Source organism: Acetatifactor muris, from assembly GCF_024623325.1.
GTDB classification, from domain to species: domain Bacteria; phylum Bacillota; class Clostridia; order Lachnospirales; family Lachnospiraceae; genus Acetatifactor; species Acetatifactor muris.
Genome location: NZ_JANJZD010000002.1, coordinates 206,687 through 223,605, shown reverse-complemented (window position 1 = coordinate 223,605; position 16,919 = coordinate 206,687). Strand labels below are relative to the sequence as shown.

Sequence of the window (16,919 nt, the reverse complement as noted above, 5' to 3'; positions counted from 1 at the left end):
AAGATGCCTTTGATTTCTCACAGAGACTGCTGCAGAAAACGCAGGTGGGCCTTGACGAAATCGGCATATTTATATTTTGAAATCAGAAGCTTATCACCGTTTATCATAATTACTTCCGACCGGTTGTACTCTTCCACCCAGGCAAGATTCACCATATATCCTTTGTGAATCCGGAAGAACTGTCCGGCAAGCTCTCTTTCCAGCTCCCCCAACTTCGCATAATATTCCACAGTTTCTTCCTTTAAATGCAGAACGGCTTTATGCCCATGGCTTTCTATATAGTAGATACTATCCCGGGCAATGATCCTGCTTGTACCTCCGAACTGAACTACCAGCTTCTGCAGGTTCTGCCCGACACCTGCAGAAATCTGCGCCGCCGCACGTCCGAAGACTTCGGCGAATTTTCTTTCATCCACAGGTTTGACCAGATATTGAAAGGCATTTACGTCGAATGCGTCATACACATATTTTTCGTGACCGGTGACAAAAATAATAAGGGGCTGCGGGCTTAGATTCCTGTCTCTTATCCGCCGTGCAAGAGACAAACCGTCCATGCGGTCTGCGTCCGGAGAGCCGCCCAGTTCAATATCCAGAAACAACAGATCAAAGTTCATTTCCTCTGAAAAAAGGGCATCGGCGGAGGCGTATTCCTGAATATCACAGGGAACAGCCTGTCTCCGAATCAGTGTGGAGAGATAATTTCTTATATTGACTTCATCATCACATATGGCAATTCTGATTATATTCATACCTCCTGCACATACCGGTGTGCCTTACTGTATATCTGAGGTTCATTTTATCCGTTTATCCCCGATTCATGTATCGGCTGATAACTGGCTGCACTGCCGTGCCGATATCACTTCATGTATCGGTAAAAAAGGACAGATCTTAAGGCTCATGGCATAAACGGACAGTTAGATAACGCAAATAGCTTCCGGGGAACAAAGATAAAGTAGTTCGCAATAAACAGTATATAACACTTGACAACAGATATATACTGTTATATACTGTTATGTATAGGGGAGGTGAATCCTGTGCATATCATTATCAATGGTTCTCTGATGGTACCTCTGTACGAACAGATTACGGACCAGATTAAGACCATGATCCGCAGTGGAGAATTAAAGGAAAATGATAATCTGCCCTCTGTACGTACTCTGTCAAAGGAGCTGAAAATCAGTGCCCTGACTGTGAAAAAAGCCTATGACAATCTGGAAGCGGAAGGCTTTGCCGTAACAGTTCATGGAAAGGGGACTTACATAGCGGCGGCCAATGCGGAGCTGCTTTTGGAAGAACAGAAAAAGGAACTGGAAGCGGATCTGGAGATGGCCATCCAGAAGGGCAGAAGATACGGTATCAGCAAGGAAGATATCAGAAGTTTATTTGAGTTGATTTTGGAGGGATGACTATGCTGAAAATGGAACATTTGAGGAAAACTTACGGAACATTTTCATTGGACTGTTCCCTGGAAATCCGACCGGGCTGTGTAACGGGGCTGGTGGGACAGAATGGCTCCGGGAAAAGTACCACATTTAAGGCAGCGCTGGGGCTGATTTCCGCAGAGAGCGGAACGGTGCGGGTTCTGGGGAAGAACCCCCGGGAATTTGATGTGAAGGACAGACAGGAACTGGGGGTGGTGCTGGCGGATTCCGGATTCAGCGGCTATCTGACTGTTAAAGACATTGTGCAGATATTGAAGCACCTTTATGGTAAATTCGACAAAGCATTTTTTCTGGAACAGGTGAAGAGACACAAACTGCCGGAGAACAGGAAAATCAAAGAATTTTCCACGGGAATGAAAGCAAAGCTGAAGGTGATTACGGCAGTTTCCCACGATGCCAGGCTGTTGATTCTGGATGAGCCCACTGCAGGACTGGACGTGGTGGCAAGAGATGAAGTGCTGGAGCTGCTGCGGGAGTTCATGGAAAAGGAAGAAGAGCGGGCGATTCTGATCAGCTCTCACATTTCCAGCGATCTGGAGACTCTGTGCGATGACCTGTACATGATACACGAAGGCAGGATTATCATGCATGAGGATACAGATGTACTGCTGAGCGATTATGGGCTGCTCAAAGTGAGCGAGAAGCAATATGCCGATATGGAGAAACAATATATTCTGCGCTATAAAAAGGAAACATTCGGATATAGCTGTCTGACCAACCAGGTACAGTTTTACCGGGAGAATTATCCGGGGGTTGCCATAGAGAAGGGAACTGTTGACGAAGTGATAATGATGATGATAAAGGGGGTTGCATGATGGCGGGATTATTAATGAAAGATTTGAGACTGACGATGATGCAGAAGAATACCCTGCTTATGGTTGGAATAATAGCGGTCATAGTGGTTATAGGCGAGGGAGATCCCGGATTTGTGATTACCTACCTGACCTTTATCGGTGTCCTGTATACCATGAATACACTCAGTTATGACGGAGCTGACAATGGAAATGCCTTTTTGTTTTCTCTTCCAATTACCAGAGCGGGATATGTGATGGAAAAGTATGTGTTCGGCCTTTTGGGCGGAAGTGCCCTGTGGCTGTTCGGCGTGGCTTTGGCTTATACGGTAAATGCGTTGAAAAATGTTCCATTTTCTGAAGAAATAATGATGAATGCCTTTGTGGCGCTTCTGATGCCGGTATTTGTTCTGGCCTTTCTCCTTCCCATCGAATTGAAATTCGGCGCGGAAAAGGCAAGAATAATGATTGTCGTAATTTCATGCCTGCTTTTTGTAGTTGGAATGCTGGTGGCGAAAACGGGAAAATCCATATATCCTGCTCTGATGGCCTGGTTTGGCAAAATTGAGGAGAGGCCGGAGCTGGCGGCGGGAGCATCTCTGGCAGCCGGCATTGCCTTATTGGGAGTATCCTGCAGAATCAGTATTGGAATTATGAATAAGAAGGAGTTTTAGATAAGATTTTATTCTGTTTATATTGAAAATTCGGAGTCGTTACGTTACAATTTTGGAAGAGAAACTTATCACTGGAGATGTAAGAGATGCCGAATTTTACAAAAATGGCCATCAAGGCGACATTTATCAGACTTCTCAATGAGAAGCCTCTGAGTCAGATTACCGTGAAGGATATTGTGGAAGAATGCGGTGTGAACAGAAACTCGTTTTATTATCATTTTCAGGATATTCCCACCCTGGTGGAGGAGATTGTGACGGAGGAGGCAGACAGGATTATTGCACAATATCCATCTATTGATTCCATCGAGACCTGTCTGATGGCAGCTCTTGCATTTGCCAGAGAAAATCGCCGTGCGGTTCTTCATATTTATAATTCCACCAATCGGGCTATCTATGAACAGTATCTGTGGAAGGTCTGCCGACATGTGGTTTCCGTATACGGGGAAGTGGCTTTTGCCGGCAAGGATATCACTGATTCAGATAAGGATGTGATTATCCAGTTCTATAAATGCGAGTGCTTTGGTATGGTGATTGAGTGGATGAATGACGGAATGAACAGCGATATGCCCCGGCGGGTGAAACGCCTCTGCGAACTGAGGAAGGGACTGCTGGACAAAATGATTGAACGCAGTCAGGAATCCTGAACAGGAAGGAAAGCAGGGCAGTACCGGACACCGGACGAAATTTGTCTTTTAGACATTTTTCGTCCGGTGTCTGTTTTTTGGGCTTTTTTTCATGTGTGTTTTAATTTTGGGCATGAGGCGGATAATGACAATTTTCTGAGGGAGAGACCTTTGCTATACTGACATCATGAAGCGGCGGAACGAAGCAGCGACTGTAAATCAGCTTATAAGAAAGGATTGATAAAAATGCATTTCTCAAAAACAGTGGTAAAATACCGCATTGGAATTCTCGTTCTGGCACTTATTCTGGCAGTGCCGGCAGTGCTGGGAATGGCAGGCACAAGAATTAATTATGACATGTTGGATTATCTGCCGGAAGATATGGACACAGTAATCGGACAGAACGAACTGATGGAGGAGTTCGGAAAAGGAGCGTTTTCCTTCCTTATCATAGAGGATATGCTGGAAAAGGATGTGGCAGAGCTCAAAAGACAGATTGAACAGGTGGAACATGTGGAGACTGTGGTATGGTATGACACTCTGATGGATATCTCGGTACCTGTGGAGTTGCTGCCGGATAAAATCTACCGTGAATTCAACACGGAGCACTCTACCATGATGGCTGTATTCTTTGACAGCTCCACGTCTGCGGATATCACCATGGATGCCATTCGGGATATTCGGGCAATCTGCGGAAAGCAGTGTTATGTGTCCGGCATGTCGGCACTGGTGACAGATTTGAAGGACCTTTGCGAGAAAGAAGAGCCGATTTATGTGGGCATTGCTGTGGCTTTGGCCTGTGCTGCGATGCTGGTGCTGCTGGACAGCTGGCTGGTGCCCTTTGTGTTTCTGGCCTCTATCGGCATTATGATTCTGCTGAACCTGGGTTCCAACTTATTCTTAGGTGAGATTTCCTATATTACGAAGGCGCTGTCCGCAGTGTTGCAGCTGGCAGTCACTATGGATTACTCCATTTTCCTGTGGCACAGTTACAACGAGCAGAGGGAGAAGAACAATGACACCAAAGCGGCTATGGAAGCGGCCATTGGAGAGACACTGACCAGCGTCATCGGAAGTTCTGTCACTACAGTCGCCGGATTTATCGCACTGTGTTTCATGTCCTTTACCATGGGCAGGGATCTGGGGATTGTCATGGCAAAAGGAGTGCTGCTGGGGGTCCTGGGCTGCGTTACCGTATTGCCGGCATTGATTCTGGTGTTGGATAAACCGCTGCAGAAGACCAGACATAAAGCACTGATTCCGGATATGGGAAAGTTTGCGCAGGGTACGGTAAATGTTTTTCCGGTGTTTCTTGTGATATTTATTCTGCTGGTCGCACCAGCCTATTATGGATATAGCAGAACAAACAGTGAGGTCTACTATGACATGGGAGAGTGTCTGCCAAAGGACATGGAGTATGTCATTGCGAATTCCAAATTAAAGGAGGAATTTGATATTGCATCTACACATATGCTGCTGGTTGACACAAACGTTTCTCCGAAACAGATTCGAAGTATGATCAGGGAAATGGAAGATGTTGACGGTGTAAAGTATATCCTGGGTCTGGAATCTCTCGTGGGGTCCCGTCTTCCGGAGGAATTTCTGCCGGAATCTGTCACGGAGATCTTAAAGAGCGATAAATGGGAACTGATGTTGATTAATTCCGAATACAAAGTTGCCGGTGACGAAGTAAACGGACAGATTAATGAGTTGAACCATATTCTGAAGAAATATGACAAAGGCGGTATGCTCATCGGGGAAGCGCCCTGTATGAAGGATATGATTGAAACCACAGATCATGATTTCAGGGTGGTCAATACGGTGTCTGTTCTGGCAATTTTCATTATCATTGCCCTGGTGGAAAAAAGCATTTCCCTGCCGTTTATTCTGATATCAGTGATTGAGCTGGCTATATTTATCAACCTGGGCCTGCCGCATTATCTGGGACAGAGTCTGCCCTTTATTGCACCTATCTGTATCAGTACGATTCAGCTGGGTGCCACGGTTGACTATGCGATTCTGATGACGACAAGGTACAAGGCGGAACGCATTCACGGCATTGACAGGAAAAAGGCTGTGGGAACCGCACTCAGCGCTTCCATTCCTTCCATCCTTGTATCCGGGATGGGACTATTTGCAGCAACTTTCGGTGTGGCGCTTTATTCTAATATTGATATTATCAGTTCCATGTGTATGCTGATGGCCCGGGGCGCTGTGGTCAGTATGCTGTCGGTAATCTTCATTCTGCCGGCGCTGCTTGTACTCTGCGACGGACTGATCTGCGTAACGACCATGGGAATGAAAGGCACTGGAAAGATGAATAAGAAAATAATGGAGGTAACTGTGTCATGAAAAGGAAAACGGAGAAAATAATTGTATTGACAATATGTACCGCTGTGGCATTCGGTGGAGCAGCACAGAGTATTCAGGCCCTGGCGGCAGAAAAAGGTCAGGCGCCGACAATGCTGACGGAAGGTGCGGGGAAGACGGAAGAGACGATATCCAAGGAGGAAACGGTCTATATCCTGGCCGGTGCAGACGGAAGCCCGGAGAAGATTATCGTAAGTGACTGGCTGAAAAATGCGGCCGGTGCGGATACCATAAAGGACAGATCGGAACTGGTCAATGTGGAAAATGTGAAAGGCGATGAAACCTTTACGTCAGGCGGGGACCAGACTCAGGTCTGGGATGCAGAAGGCAGAGATATATATTATCAGGGAAATATCGAAAAGGAATTGCCGGTGGGGATATCTGTCACTTATACGCTGGACGGGAAGGAAATCTCCCCGGAAGCACTGGCGGGAAAAAGCGGCAAAGTGACAATCCGCTTTGACTATGAAAACAGGCAGTCTGACTATGCACAGATCGACGGTGTCAGGACGAAAATCTATGTCCCTTTTGCTGTGATGACGGGGATGATGCTGGACACGGAAAGTTTCCGCAATGTGGAAGTGACCAACGGCAGACTGGTGAACGATGGGGACAGGACCGCCGTTGTGGGAATCGCATTTCCCGGTCTGCAGGAGAATCTGGCGGTTGACAGAGAGAAACTGGAGATACCGGATTATGTGGAAATTACGGCGGATGTAACGAATTTCGAACTCGGAATGACAGTCACGGTGGCTTCCAGCCAGGTGTTCGGCGGAATCGATATGGAGGATAAGGACATGACAGGGGAGCTGGGGGAGGCTCTGGAACAGCTGACAGAGGCCATGGAGCAGCTGGAGGATGGTTCTTCTCAGCTATATGAGGGACTCTGTACCCTGCTTGATAAATCGGATGAACTGATAAAAGGTGTGGATAAACTGGCGGCGGGAGCAGGAGACTTACGGACCGGCGCGGGGGCTCTGGAAGAAGGCGCCGCAAAACTGCAGGACGGCGCGGCCAGACTGCAGAGCGGGCTGAACACTTTGACGGCGAACAATGGGGAATTGAACGGCGGAGCGAAACAGGTATTTGAGACTTTACTTTCCACTGCCCGGACGCAGCTGACAGGGGCAGGTCTGGATGTTCCTGCCATGACCATTGACAATTATGGGGATGTGCTGAACGCTGCCATTGCATCGCTGGACGGAGACGCAGTCTATCAGCAGGCATTGGCAATGGTTACGGCGGAAGTGGAAAAGAATCGGGCTCAGTTTGAAGCGGCAGTCACATCGGCAGTGAAGGAGATGGTAACGGAAAAAGTGACTGCAGCCGTTCTGGAAGGCGTGACGGAAAAGGTAACGCAGGGCGTCCGGGACAAGGTTGCCGCGGAGGTCATCAAAACAGCTACCGGCGGGGCCATGACGAAAGAAGACTATGACAGGGCAGTGGCCGCAGGGAGCATTACGGCGGAAATGCAGGAACAGGTAAAAACGGCCATAGAGACACAGATGGGATCGGATGCGGTCAAAGGACAGATATCAGCCATGATAGAAAAGCAGATGCTGGAGGGCGAGGGGAAAGCACAGGTGGAAGCCAATATATCCGCCATGATGGGAAGCGAGGAAGTCAAAAGTCAGATTGCCGATAATGTAGAACTGGAGATGCAGAAGAAAATCGCGGAGGAAATGGCAGGGAGCACAGTGCAGGATAAGCTGAACGCAGCATCTGCAGGAGCAAAATCAGTAATTGCGCTGAAGACTTCGCTGGACAGCTATAACGTATTTTACAGGGGACTTCAGACTTATACGGCAGGGGTGGCCGAGGCCGCGGCAGGCGCGGGAGAACTGGCAGCAGGCACGGGAGAGTTGAGAGACGGCGCAGGAAAGCTTTCATCCGGTACCTCCCAACTCTGCGAAGGGATTCAGACTATGAAAAATTCCACTCCCGCCCTTACAGACGGCATTACAAAGCTCAGAGACGGCGCACAGCAGCTGAGAGACGGCCTTCAGGAATTCGATGAGGAGGGAATTCAGAAGCTGGTGAAAGCTGTGGACGGAGATCTGGACGGCCTGGTGGAAAGACTGCGGGCGACGACAGACGCGGCAAAAGCATACCAGTCCTTTGCGGGAATCGGGGACGATATGGAAGGAAAAGTGAAATTCATCTATCGGACCGAGGCTGTGAAGGCCGGGGCTGAGTAAAGGAGGCGTTTATAGCTGACAAACATTCCCATCTTCGACGCGTAGTATTCTGTCTGTAATATGTAAGGTGGAAGCTTTATGAGTAATCAGCAGAATACATTTTCCCTCCTGCTTCAACTTGGAAATTGTATTCAGGATTTTGGATTCCGAGTCGGCATCCAAAGCGGCTGTGGGCTCGTCAAAGATATATACAGGAACGTCTCGGAGCAATGCGCGGGCAAGGGAGACCCTTTGCCTTTGCCCGCCTGATAACTGATCTCCATTTTCACCGATATTCCTCCTGAAAAAATCTTCCCGGTATGCCGGAAGTCCGGCCATTTCTGCGGCGCTGTATATTTCTGATTCCGTGGCATTTAAATTTCCATATCTTATATTGTCATATACGGTAGTGGAAAAGATATCGTTATGCTCCGGTGAACAGGAGATATATTTCCGCAACAAATGCAGAGAAATGTTCTTACAGTTTTCACCGCCGATGAGAATATTGCCCTGATAATCGGTCAGTTGCATCAGAGCCTTGATCAGGGTGGATTTTCCGCTGCCGCTCTCGCCGATAATGCCGATGCATTCTCCCGGGGAGACGGTAAATGATACATGATTCAGAACCTGATGACTCCCGTATGCTGCACAGACGTTTTCAAATGTCACATCAAAATTTTCAGGAACTTTTTCACATTTGTTATCATCCCTCTCTGTGAGCTCACTTTTCAGAGACATAATCGGACAGATGCGCTCCAGAGACAGGGAATGTTCACCATAACGTATAAATGCCACGGCAAAGTTCTGTGTATACATAATAAAACAGCGACATAACTGGTGAATAAACAAGACCACAGCCACAGAAAGATATCCACGGGATGCCATTACACAGGCCAGGGGCGTCAGCAAATAAATACAGACATTCGCTGCTGCGTCAGAGGTCAGCAATTTCCATGTTTCTAACCGCACCGCGCTGTATTCTTTTCTATAAAGCTGTTCTGCCGCTTCTTCTATTTTATTATACATTCTGTTCTGGGCAGAATATTGCCGGATACTCATTTTCCCTTTTATGGCGTCACTGCAATTGGATGTACAGCTTTCCTTTGCCTGCAGAATTTCCAGCCGTATTCGTTTGATTCTGCGCATAAACAGAAAATTCAACAGGATAACGACAGCGCCCAGCAGGAACATAAGGAACCCGATCCGGAGATCAGCCAGCAAAACGGCAGCTGTATATCCTGTTCCAACAACCAGAGGATAAATTACTCCGAAAATGTCATAGGAAACAATCTGAGCGCTCTGCTCGATATCTGTATTGTACCGTGTAAGCAGTTGGCCCTGACTGAACTTCTGCAGATTTTTCAGCGGTGCCTGCACCAGACTTTTGTAAAAGTCATTTCTCAAGTCATTTTCCGTAGAAGCCAGAAACAGGGAAAAGACACATAATCCTGCGTTGTCTATCCACGAAAGCAGCAGCAGAACTGGCAGGGAAAGTAAGAGTATTCTGACAATATCCTGAAATGACGTGCGGGGCTGCGTCAGCATCATAACGTAATTCTGCAGCCTGCCGGCAAAATATATATTGGTGGCAGTGCTGAAAAATGCGGGAAGAAAAATGCCGCAACACCATAATTTCCAGTTTCTGCTGATGTACCTTTTCATGGAAAACAAAGCTTTCATATCATGCTTCCGCCTTTCTTCTATTTTTCATTTTCTCTTTATAAAGGTTTTTATACAGTTCACAGCTCTGTATCAGTTCTTTATGGGTTCCGAAGGCTGCCACTTTTCCCTGATCCAGCACAAGAACTTTATGAAAACGGCAGACTTCCTCCAGATCATGCAGGATAATTAACAGTGTTTTATCCGTGCATTCCGAGAACAGGTAATTCCAGATGGCTCCGGCTGTGACAGAATCTAATGCCGATACCGGCTCATCAAGTAAAAAGACATCGGTATCTCTTAAAAAGGCCCTGGCCAGATTGATGCGCTGCATCTGACCATTTGATATAGACTGAACGGTAGTATTCACTTCCGTATCATATGCTTCAGGGAGTGTCTGAATAAAAGAATCCAGACGGGCATTTTTACAGGCGGCGATTATCTCTTCTTCGCTTCCGTCTGCTTTCGCCACCTTAACATTGTCCATAAAGGTTGCCTGAAAGAGAAAAGCCTCCTGTGTCGTTACTGTAATATGAGCTCTCATGTATTCGGGAGTAAGGGCGGAAATATCCATTCCTTTGAAGTAAATCTGATTTTTCTCCGGCGTATACAGTCTGCCGAGCAGTTTGAACAATGTGGTTTTACCGCAGCCGCTTAGACCTACAACGGCAATTTTCTCCCCGGGATAGACTCTGAAATGGATATTCTGTAATATGGCTACATCTCCATAGGAAAACGAAAGTCCGTGTACTTCATAAACCGGGATTCCGTTTCGGGTGTCTGTCGCTGCTGTCTTATTTTCTGACAGGCTCTCATCCGGCAGTTCCAGGAGCGTTTGCATACGATTTACGGCTGCTTTGGCCGGCGGCAGGAGAAGGGGAATATTCCCGAGAATTTTCAGTCCCTCCCCAATAAAGTCCGCACACAGGATAACGCTGGTCAATCGCCCCAATGTCATCTCGCCGCGGAATATGAAATATGCGCTTAAAAGTAAGAGCAATATCCTGCTGATATGGCCATAACTTCGTCCGTATTCTTCCGTCAGTTTCTCGAACAATACACGTTTTTTGAGTGTATTCCTGTGTTGGTCCAACTTCGCTTTGTGCTCATCCTGAAATGTCTGTTCCAGCTGGAATGCCTTAATCATCATTGCAAATTGCAGAGAGTCGGTAAAATGAGAAAGTACTCTGGCATAGGCCTTCTTCTCCCTGTCGTGAAAGGGAGAAAGCCTGCCGGCAAAAAATATGCTGGGAACCGCGTTCAGCGGTATCATGCACAAAGCCAGCAGAGAGAATTTCCAGTTGCACCATCGAAACAGGCAGACCGGGATAAGTCCAAGACATACGGGCAGGTATCCGGATCTCATCACTAGTCCAATCCAGCTTCTTATACTGTCTATATCTTTGGCAATCATGGAGAGCAGATCTCCGTCATTCATCCGCTCAAGTTCCTGATACTGGGCAGAGCATATTTTCATTCCGATTTTAAGCTGAGCGCTGCGCGAAAATCCTGCTGAAATTTTGCCGCTGAAAAAAGTAAGTGCGGCCGTTCCGGGAATGTAAAGTGTCAGGCTGGCGGCTATGGAAAGGACATGATACATAGTCTCCCTGTATCCTTTTTCAACCGCATCGATCACATTCCCCAGGTGCTGAGCCGCCAGAAACTGGGCTGTGGCCGTACCAAAGGCGAGAAGAATAGCAAAAGCGATCTGAAAATACAGCTTTCTGCCGCATATGTTTTTAAGAAAAAGTTTTATTTTCATATAAGTTTTCCTCCGGGAAGTTCAAAATTTTGATGAAATGAACCGTTCATTTCAGTCCGCCGGTAAAAGGAAAGGTGCATTATGCACCCTTTCTTTTACAATGACCGGACTTTACTGCTTTAGACCTGATAAGCCCGCTGAATCATTCCAAGACAAAATTCCTTGGCGACTTCCCTGGGGACAGGTTCCTCCGGAAAGGAAAGATTTGCGTTCAGGGCCCACCATGTCAGAGTATTCGTCAAAAAAAGAACATGAGATTGGATATGAGTAAGCTCCCGAATCTGTCCGGCTTTCATATACAGCCGCAGGTAATCGCCCAGTTCTCCAAAATAAGCCATTTTCTGCGGCCAGTATATTTCATTGAGTTCTTCCAGCACACCTGCATTGGTCTCAATATTGTCGAAGGCAAGGAGGTAGTCGGCAAACAGATCAAATAGTCCCCCCATAAGTTCAGGAAAACTTTTACAGATATTTCCGTTCTCATCCGTAACATTCAGGACGGAAGTGGATGCGTAATCCAGCACTTTTTTCAGCAATCCGATCAGCCTGGACGCTTCTATTGGCTTAATGGGCAGCGTGATTTCACTGGAAAGATAGTCTTTGTCGAGAGCGGCATATATTACAAAAGAGAGGACGGCATCTTTTCCCGTAAACGAGGAATACATGGTGCCTACCGCAATTCCGGAGGCCTTCGCAATTTCTGCCATTTTTGTATTCGCATAGCCCTTACTGTTAAACAGACGTCCGGCCTCCTGATATATTTTCCGTAATCTTGTATTATTCAATTTAGTTTCCTCCTCAATACTGAAATGAACGGTTCATTTCAATTATACTGTTTTATATACAATTGTCAAGAGAAGAATTTATATATTCAGCAGGATATATTCGGCAATATATGATTGCATTCAGCAATATAAAGGAAAAATTCGGCAATATATAGAACAAAAGGTTGATATATTGCCGAATGTGAGGTATAATTTGCGGAGAGAGACATATATTAATTACAGAAGAAGGGAGATGGGTACTGATGAGAACATGTAAAGAAAAGGCGGCAGAATGGGGAATTTCGGAGCGAACAGTTACCTATCTCTGCAATAACGACAGGATACCCGGGGCCGTTAAAGAGGGAAAAAGCTGGAAGATTCCGGATAATGCGGAAAGACCGGCTGATAAGAGGGTAAAATCAGTAAATGACCGGGAGCCTGAGACTGCAGCAGAGAAAAAAGTGCTTCCCATCGGTATTTCCGACTATATTCGTGCACAGTCAGAATATTATTATGTGGATAAGACCCTGCTGATTCAGGAATTTCTGGATAAGAAGCCGCTGGTGTCGCTTTTTACCAGGCCGAGACGATTCGGCAAGACCCTGAACATGGACATGCTGCGGGTATTTTTCGAAATTTCTGAGGAAGATACCAGCGTGTATTTCAGGGATAAGGCTATCTGGCAGTGCGGAGAGGAGTATAAAAAGCATCAGGGGCAGTATCCTGTTATCTTTTTGACATTGAAAGACGTGAAATTTGATTCCTGGAAAGCAACCATTGATAAGATCAGAGGACTTCTTCAGGCGGAATTCGGCAGGCATCTGGAGCTTTTGGAAAGTGATAAACTGGCTGACTATGAGAAGGACTCCTTTTCCAGGATATTGGATGGGAAAGCCAATGAAGTAGAGCTTACTTCATCCCTGGAGAATCTGTCAAGGCTGCTGTGCAGACATTACGGAAAAGCTCCCATTATTATCATTGATGAATATGATACGCCCATTCAGGAAGGATATACGAAGGACTTTTACGATGAAATCACAGGCTTTATGCGTAATTTCTTCTCAGGTGCATTTAAGGATAACAGGAATTTATCCTATGGCTTCCTCACGGGAATCCTGCGGATCGCACAGGAAAGCATTTTCAGCGGACTCAATAATCTGACAGTGAATTCCGTGATGGATGAGGACTATGACAGATTCTTTGGATTTACCCGTGAAGAGGTGGGGCAGCTGATGGATTACTATGGGTTTTCCGAGAAAGAGACAGAATTGAAAGAATGGTATGACGGATATCTGTTTGGCGGTGTTGAAATCTATAACCCGTGGTCGGTAATCAATTATATTGCCAAAGGCTGCATTCCACAGGCCTACTGGGTGAATACCGGAAAAAATGAAGTTCTTGAGGATGTGCTCAAGGTGGCGACGGAGGATATCACCGAGAAATTATATGCTCTTTTGCAGGGCCAGCGGGTTGTCGCAAGAATTGACCAGAATGTAGTGTACAGGTCTCTCAGTGAAGACCCTGCCAATATATACAGCCTGCTTCTGGTGGCCGGATATTTAAAGGCGCCCCGCAGGGAGCTGCAAAGCGACGGCGCCTATCTGTGCGAGGTATCGATTCCAAACATGGAGATTGCGGCCGTCTATAAGGGGGAGATTCTGTCACACTTACTCCAGATTGGAGCAATCACACGGTCCACTGCGAATATGATCGCGGAGAGCCTGTATACAAACGACCTGAAAAAGCTTCAGAAGGCAATCACAGAATATATGGATAAGTCCATCAGCTTTTATGATACAGGTGCGGAAGGATTTTATCATGGACTTATACTTGGCCTGGTGGCCTTGATGGACAATCATTATAAAATAAAGTCAAACAGAGAGGCCGGGGACGGAAGATACGATATCGGCCTGATACCGAGGAAGAATAAGTACCCGGGAATTATCATGGAGTTAAAGTGGAAAAGCGGATTAAGTGAAGAGGCGCTGGCCGCATTGTCAAGGGAAGCTTTGACGCAGATTGATAAGAAGAGATATATGACTGAGATGCACTGTGAAGGCGTGGAGAGGATTTTAAAGCTTGGAATTGCCTTTTCCGGGAAAAATGTAGAGATTGAAGCCGAAATATAATGTATCATAATGAGAAGCCAGGCGGCGGAAGATGCTTTTGAATGTGCTGATTCTTTTGCCGGCCGCTGAAATTGTAGTATTGCTGGAGGCTGTAAGAAAAGCCACAGGCAGGGAACGATGAAAGCCTGTGGCTTTATTCTTTTCGTTAGCTAAGCATGGAAAAAGCATCTGTTTTTGTCACACCGTCTACGTGAATAAACACGTCCATATATGTGATATCATCCTTCTTATACTCATATTCAAAGCAGCCAATAATATTCTCCTGCCTCTTTTCTTTGAAATTGTTTGCCTGAAGGTATTCCATAATCAGCTTATAAGCATTTGGAATTCTTTCAAAGGGCTGAATGAAGGGCTCCTTAATTGTTATGACAGCATAATCAGCTTCCTTATTCTCTGAAAATGCTGCTCCGGGACATTCTGTCGTAAAATCATCCGGGATCACACAGGCCGCAACATAACCGTGAAGCCCAAACCTGTTCTGTTGTTCCTGCGACACATAAGGAAAATCCCATCCGATAAGCTTAACATCAGGGCAAACCTTTTTGAGGCCACAGCTTTCCGCCCACTTCTCCATATGCTTTATAGCATCATTTTCCGGCTCCGGAGAAATAATCACATAGCTTGCCATCTTAAACGGTGCAATTCTTTTAAGCCTTATCTCCGAATAAATTTCACTCTGGTCAGACAGGTCTTCTCTCACAAGGGAATCAAGCTTACATGCAAAAATTTCACACATTTCCACAAGCCTGTCCAGCTCAGGAATTACTTCGTCGGATTCCCATCTGGATACGGTCTGCCTGGTTACATTCATCCTGTCAGCAAGCTGTTCCTGTGTAAGCTTTTTCTGCTTTCGCAAAAAACTGATATTTTTTCCTATATTCATATCTGCTCTCCTTCAAATTGTTATCCAACGGCCATTGGTCATTTATGATTATGCCATACCAAAGAAGATAAATCCACCAACCATCATATGCTTTTTTCCACATCTGTGTAACATGGCGTGTTACTTTTTATGTCACGGCAATATATGCAGAAGTATCTGAAACCATTGTAAACACTGCATTCACGAGCCGCAGACGAGTCCCGCTACACACATTACTACACGTTTTTCAGAGAAAGACTCAATATGATGGAGAAAACCATACTTATATTTTCTTTCCGTTGTAATTTGAAAAAAATAAGCTTATAATGATATTAAGCAGATAAGGAGTATGACATAGAGATGTTGGATAAGCAGATAAAAGAACGAGAGAGGCAGAAAGATTTACAGCGTCTGCGAGGATTTCGACCAATAGATGACGATTTTATGCGTTGTCTTTTTAAAGATAATATCCCATTGGTTGAGTTAGTGTTGAGGACGATAACAGGCAAGCAGGATTTAGTGATTACCGATTGTCGGACGCAAAAAGATATGAAAAGGCTGGCAGGAGCAAGATCAATTTGCTTGGATGCGTATGGAATGGATTCGCTCGGACAAAAATATGATTTAGAAATTCAATGGGCTGATGGTAGAGCGTACAAGGTAGTTAAAAGAAAATCCGAAGGGAGTGGAAGAAATGTGCCGGGTTATGGAAGATATGAGAAATGAAGCCGAATATAGAAAAACTATCGAAATAGCACATACGTTTATTTCGATGGGTGATTTATCTTACGAAAAGATTGCGGAAGGAACAGGTTTGTCTATTGAAACAGTTAAGGAACTGGCAAAGAAAAAAGATTTTGTGCCAGGGGGAGATATGGAATAGGGTTATCCAGGTGCATAATTTATACTGCGCACCGGTTAAATTTGCAGTATAGATGTTTTCTGAGGATGCAGTTGGCATGAAGTAAAAAAGTAGAAAGAGGTGATTTTTCATGTCTGAATTACAGAAACAGGTAATGGAGATTATAGAGGAAATGCCAGAAGAAAACCTGAAAGTATTGGTAAATTTTATGCAGATATTCGTGCAGTCGAAAAACAAGCCGTTGCCAGTTGCCCATTCTGTCAAGAAAGCCTCAAAAAGAATTGGAATTGCCGAGGGCGAAGAACTGTATGCGCCGGATTACGATATTGACGAATACAATGGTGAAATAGCAAAAATGTTTGGGGTGGTATGATGAAGGTCTTGTTAGATACGCATATTATTCTGTGGGTGCTGGAAAATAATGTAAAGTTACCAGAAAAAGCGAGGGAAATAATTGAGGACGAGCGCAATCAGATTTATTATAGTACAGCATCTGTGTGGGAAATAGCAATTAAGCATATGGCGCGGCCTGATAAAATGCGTATTGATGGACAGAGTTTTTCGAAAAAGTGTATGGATTCAGGGTTTGAAATGCTTCCTGTTTATGACCGCCATGTCTATGGGGTGGAAACGCTGTCAAGGTCAGATGATGCGCCGCCGCACAATGATCCTTTTGATAGAATTATGCTGTCTCAGGCAAAGGTGGATAAACTGAGATTCATTACCCATGATTCCCTGATTCCGTTTTACAATGAGGAATGCATTTTAGCCGTGTAAGATAATTTAACCTGTTGTGCTAGAAAA

At 45.6% G+C, this 16,919-nt stretch carries 16 protein-coding genes; 11 read left to right on the top strand and 5 right to left on the bottom strand.

Going from position 1 to position 16,919, the window contains the following annotated elements; translation table 11 throughout:
• Positions 1–17 precede the first annotated feature (17 nt).
• Entirely contained in the window at positions 18–749 is a 732-nt protein-coding gene (locus NSB25_RS02890) for a LytR/AlgR family response regulator transcription factor (RefSeq protein ID WP_103237798.1), read from the bottom strand.
• 285 nt (positions 750–1,034) lie between these two features.
• On the opposite strand from NSB25_RS02890, the gene NSB25_RS02885 reads away from it, so the two are divergent.
• The 6 genes from NSB25_RS02885 to NSB25_RS02860 all read left to right on the top strand — a co-directional run bounded on the left by NSB25_RS02885 (position 1,035) and on the right by NSB25_RS02860 (position 8,098).
• Entirely contained in the window at positions 1,035–1,406 is a 372-nt protein-coding gene (locus NSB25_RS02885; protein WP_103237799.1) for a GntR family transcriptional regulator, read from the top strand.
• 2 nt (positions 1,407–1,408) lie between these two features.
• Positions 1,409–2,257 carry an ABC transporter ATP-binding protein gene (locus tag NSB25_RS02880; protein ID WP_103237800.1) on the top strand — a complete coding sequence of 283 codons (849 nt, stop codon included), beginning with the start codon at positions 1,409–1,411 and terminating at the stop codon, positions 2,255–2,257.
• Positions 2,258–2,271: 14 nt separating this feature from the next.
• Entirely contained in the window at positions 2,272–2,907 is a 636-nt protein-coding gene (locus NSB25_RS02875) for an ABC-2 transporter permease (protein ID WP_172454921.1), read from the top strand.
• Between the two features lie 86 nt (positions 2,908–2,993).
• Positions 2,994–3,551, top strand: coding sequence for a TetR/AcrR family transcriptional regulator (locus tag NSB25_RS02870; RefSeq protein ID WP_103237802.1), 558 nt, complete (start codon positions 2,994–2,996; stop codon positions 3,549–3,551).
• 225 nt (positions 3,552–3,776) lie between these two features.
• The gene (locus NSB25_RS02865) at positions 3,777–5,882 is read left to right on the top strand and encodes an efflux RND transporter permease subunit (RefSeq protein WP_103237803.1); all 2,106 of its coding nucleotides are present in this window, start codon (positions 3,777–3,779) and stop codon (positions 5,880–5,882) included.
• Positions 5,879–8,098, top strand: a complete 2,220-nt coding sequence (locus NSB25_RS02860; protein WP_103237804.1) for a YhgE/Pip domain-containing protein — start codon at positions 5,879–5,881, stop codon at positions 8,096–8,098. The genes NSB25_RS02865 and NSB25_RS02860 overlap by 4 nt, the downstream gene beginning before the upstream one ends.
• A gap of 9 nt (positions 8,099–8,107) precedes the next feature.
• Here NSB25_RS02860 and NSB25_RS02855 read toward each other — a convergent pair whose 3' ends face one another.
• The 3 genes from NSB25_RS02855 to NSB25_RS02845 all read right to left on the bottom strand — a co-directional run bounded on the left by NSB25_RS02855 (position 8,108) and on the right by NSB25_RS02845 (position 12,283).
• Positions 8,108–9,757, bottom strand: a complete 1,650-nt coding sequence (locus NSB25_RS02855) for an ABC transporter ATP-binding protein (RefSeq protein ID WP_103237805.1) — start codon at positions 9,755–9,757, stop codon at positions 8,108–8,110.
• Position 9,758: 1 nt separating this feature from the next.
• On the bottom strand, positions 9,759–11,498 hold the full coding sequence (locus NSB25_RS02850) for an ABC transporter ATP-binding protein (protein ID WP_103237806.1): 1,740 nt from the start codon (positions 11,496–11,498) through the stop codon (positions 9,759–9,761).
• Positions 11,499–11,617: 119 nt separating this feature from the next.
• Positions 11,618–12,283, bottom strand: a complete 666-nt coding sequence (locus tag NSB25_RS02845; protein ID WP_172454922.1) for a TetR/AcrR family transcriptional regulator — start codon at positions 12,281–12,283, stop codon at positions 11,618–11,620.
• A 242-nt stretch (positions 12,284–12,525) separates the two neighbouring features.
• On the opposite strand from NSB25_RS02845, the gene NSB25_RS02840 reads away from it, so the two are divergent.
• The gene (locus tag NSB25_RS02840) at positions 12,526–14,391 is read left to right on the top strand and encodes an AAA family ATPase (protein WP_103237808.1); all 1,866 of its coding nucleotides are present in this window, start codon (positions 12,526–12,528) and stop codon (positions 14,389–14,391) included.
• Between the two features lie 145 nt (positions 14,392–14,536).
• Here NSB25_RS02840 and NSB25_RS02835 read toward each other — a convergent pair whose 3' ends face one another.
• Positions 14,537–15,274, bottom strand: coding sequence for a helix-turn-helix domain-containing protein (locus tag NSB25_RS02835; RefSeq protein WP_103237809.1), 738 nt, complete (start codon positions 15,272–15,274; stop codon positions 14,537–14,539).
• Positions 15,275–15,613: 339 nt separating this feature from the next.
• On the opposite strand from NSB25_RS02835, the gene NSB25_RS02830 reads away from it, so the two are divergent.
• From NSB25_RS02830 to NSB25_RS02815, 4 genes are all read left to right on the top strand, one after another.
• Entirely contained in the window at positions 15,614–15,979 is a 366-nt protein-coding gene (locus NSB25_RS02830; protein ID WP_242982258.1) for a hypothetical protein, read from the top strand.
• A complete protein-coding gene (locus tag NSB25_RS02825) occupies positions 15,960–16,136 on the top strand; it encodes a hypothetical protein (RefSeq protein ID WP_242982259.1) in 177 nt (58 codons plus the stop codon). The genes NSB25_RS02830 and NSB25_RS02825 overlap by 20 nt, the downstream gene beginning before the upstream one ends.
• Positions 16,137–16,245: 109 nt before the next feature.
• Positions 16,246–16,488 (top strand): hypothetical protein, encoded by a 243-nt coding sequence (locus tag NSB25_RS02820; protein ID WP_103237810.1) that lies wholly within the window; start codon positions 16,246–16,248, stop codon positions 16,486–16,488.
• A complete protein-coding gene (locus NSB25_RS02815) occupies positions 16,488–16,892 on the top strand; it encodes a type II toxin-antitoxin system VapC family toxin (protein ID WP_103237988.1) in 405 nt (134 codons plus the stop codon). Before NSB25_RS02820 ends, NSB25_RS02815 begins: the two co-directional genes overlap by 1 nt.
• Positions 16,893–16,919: the final 27 nt, after the last annotated feature.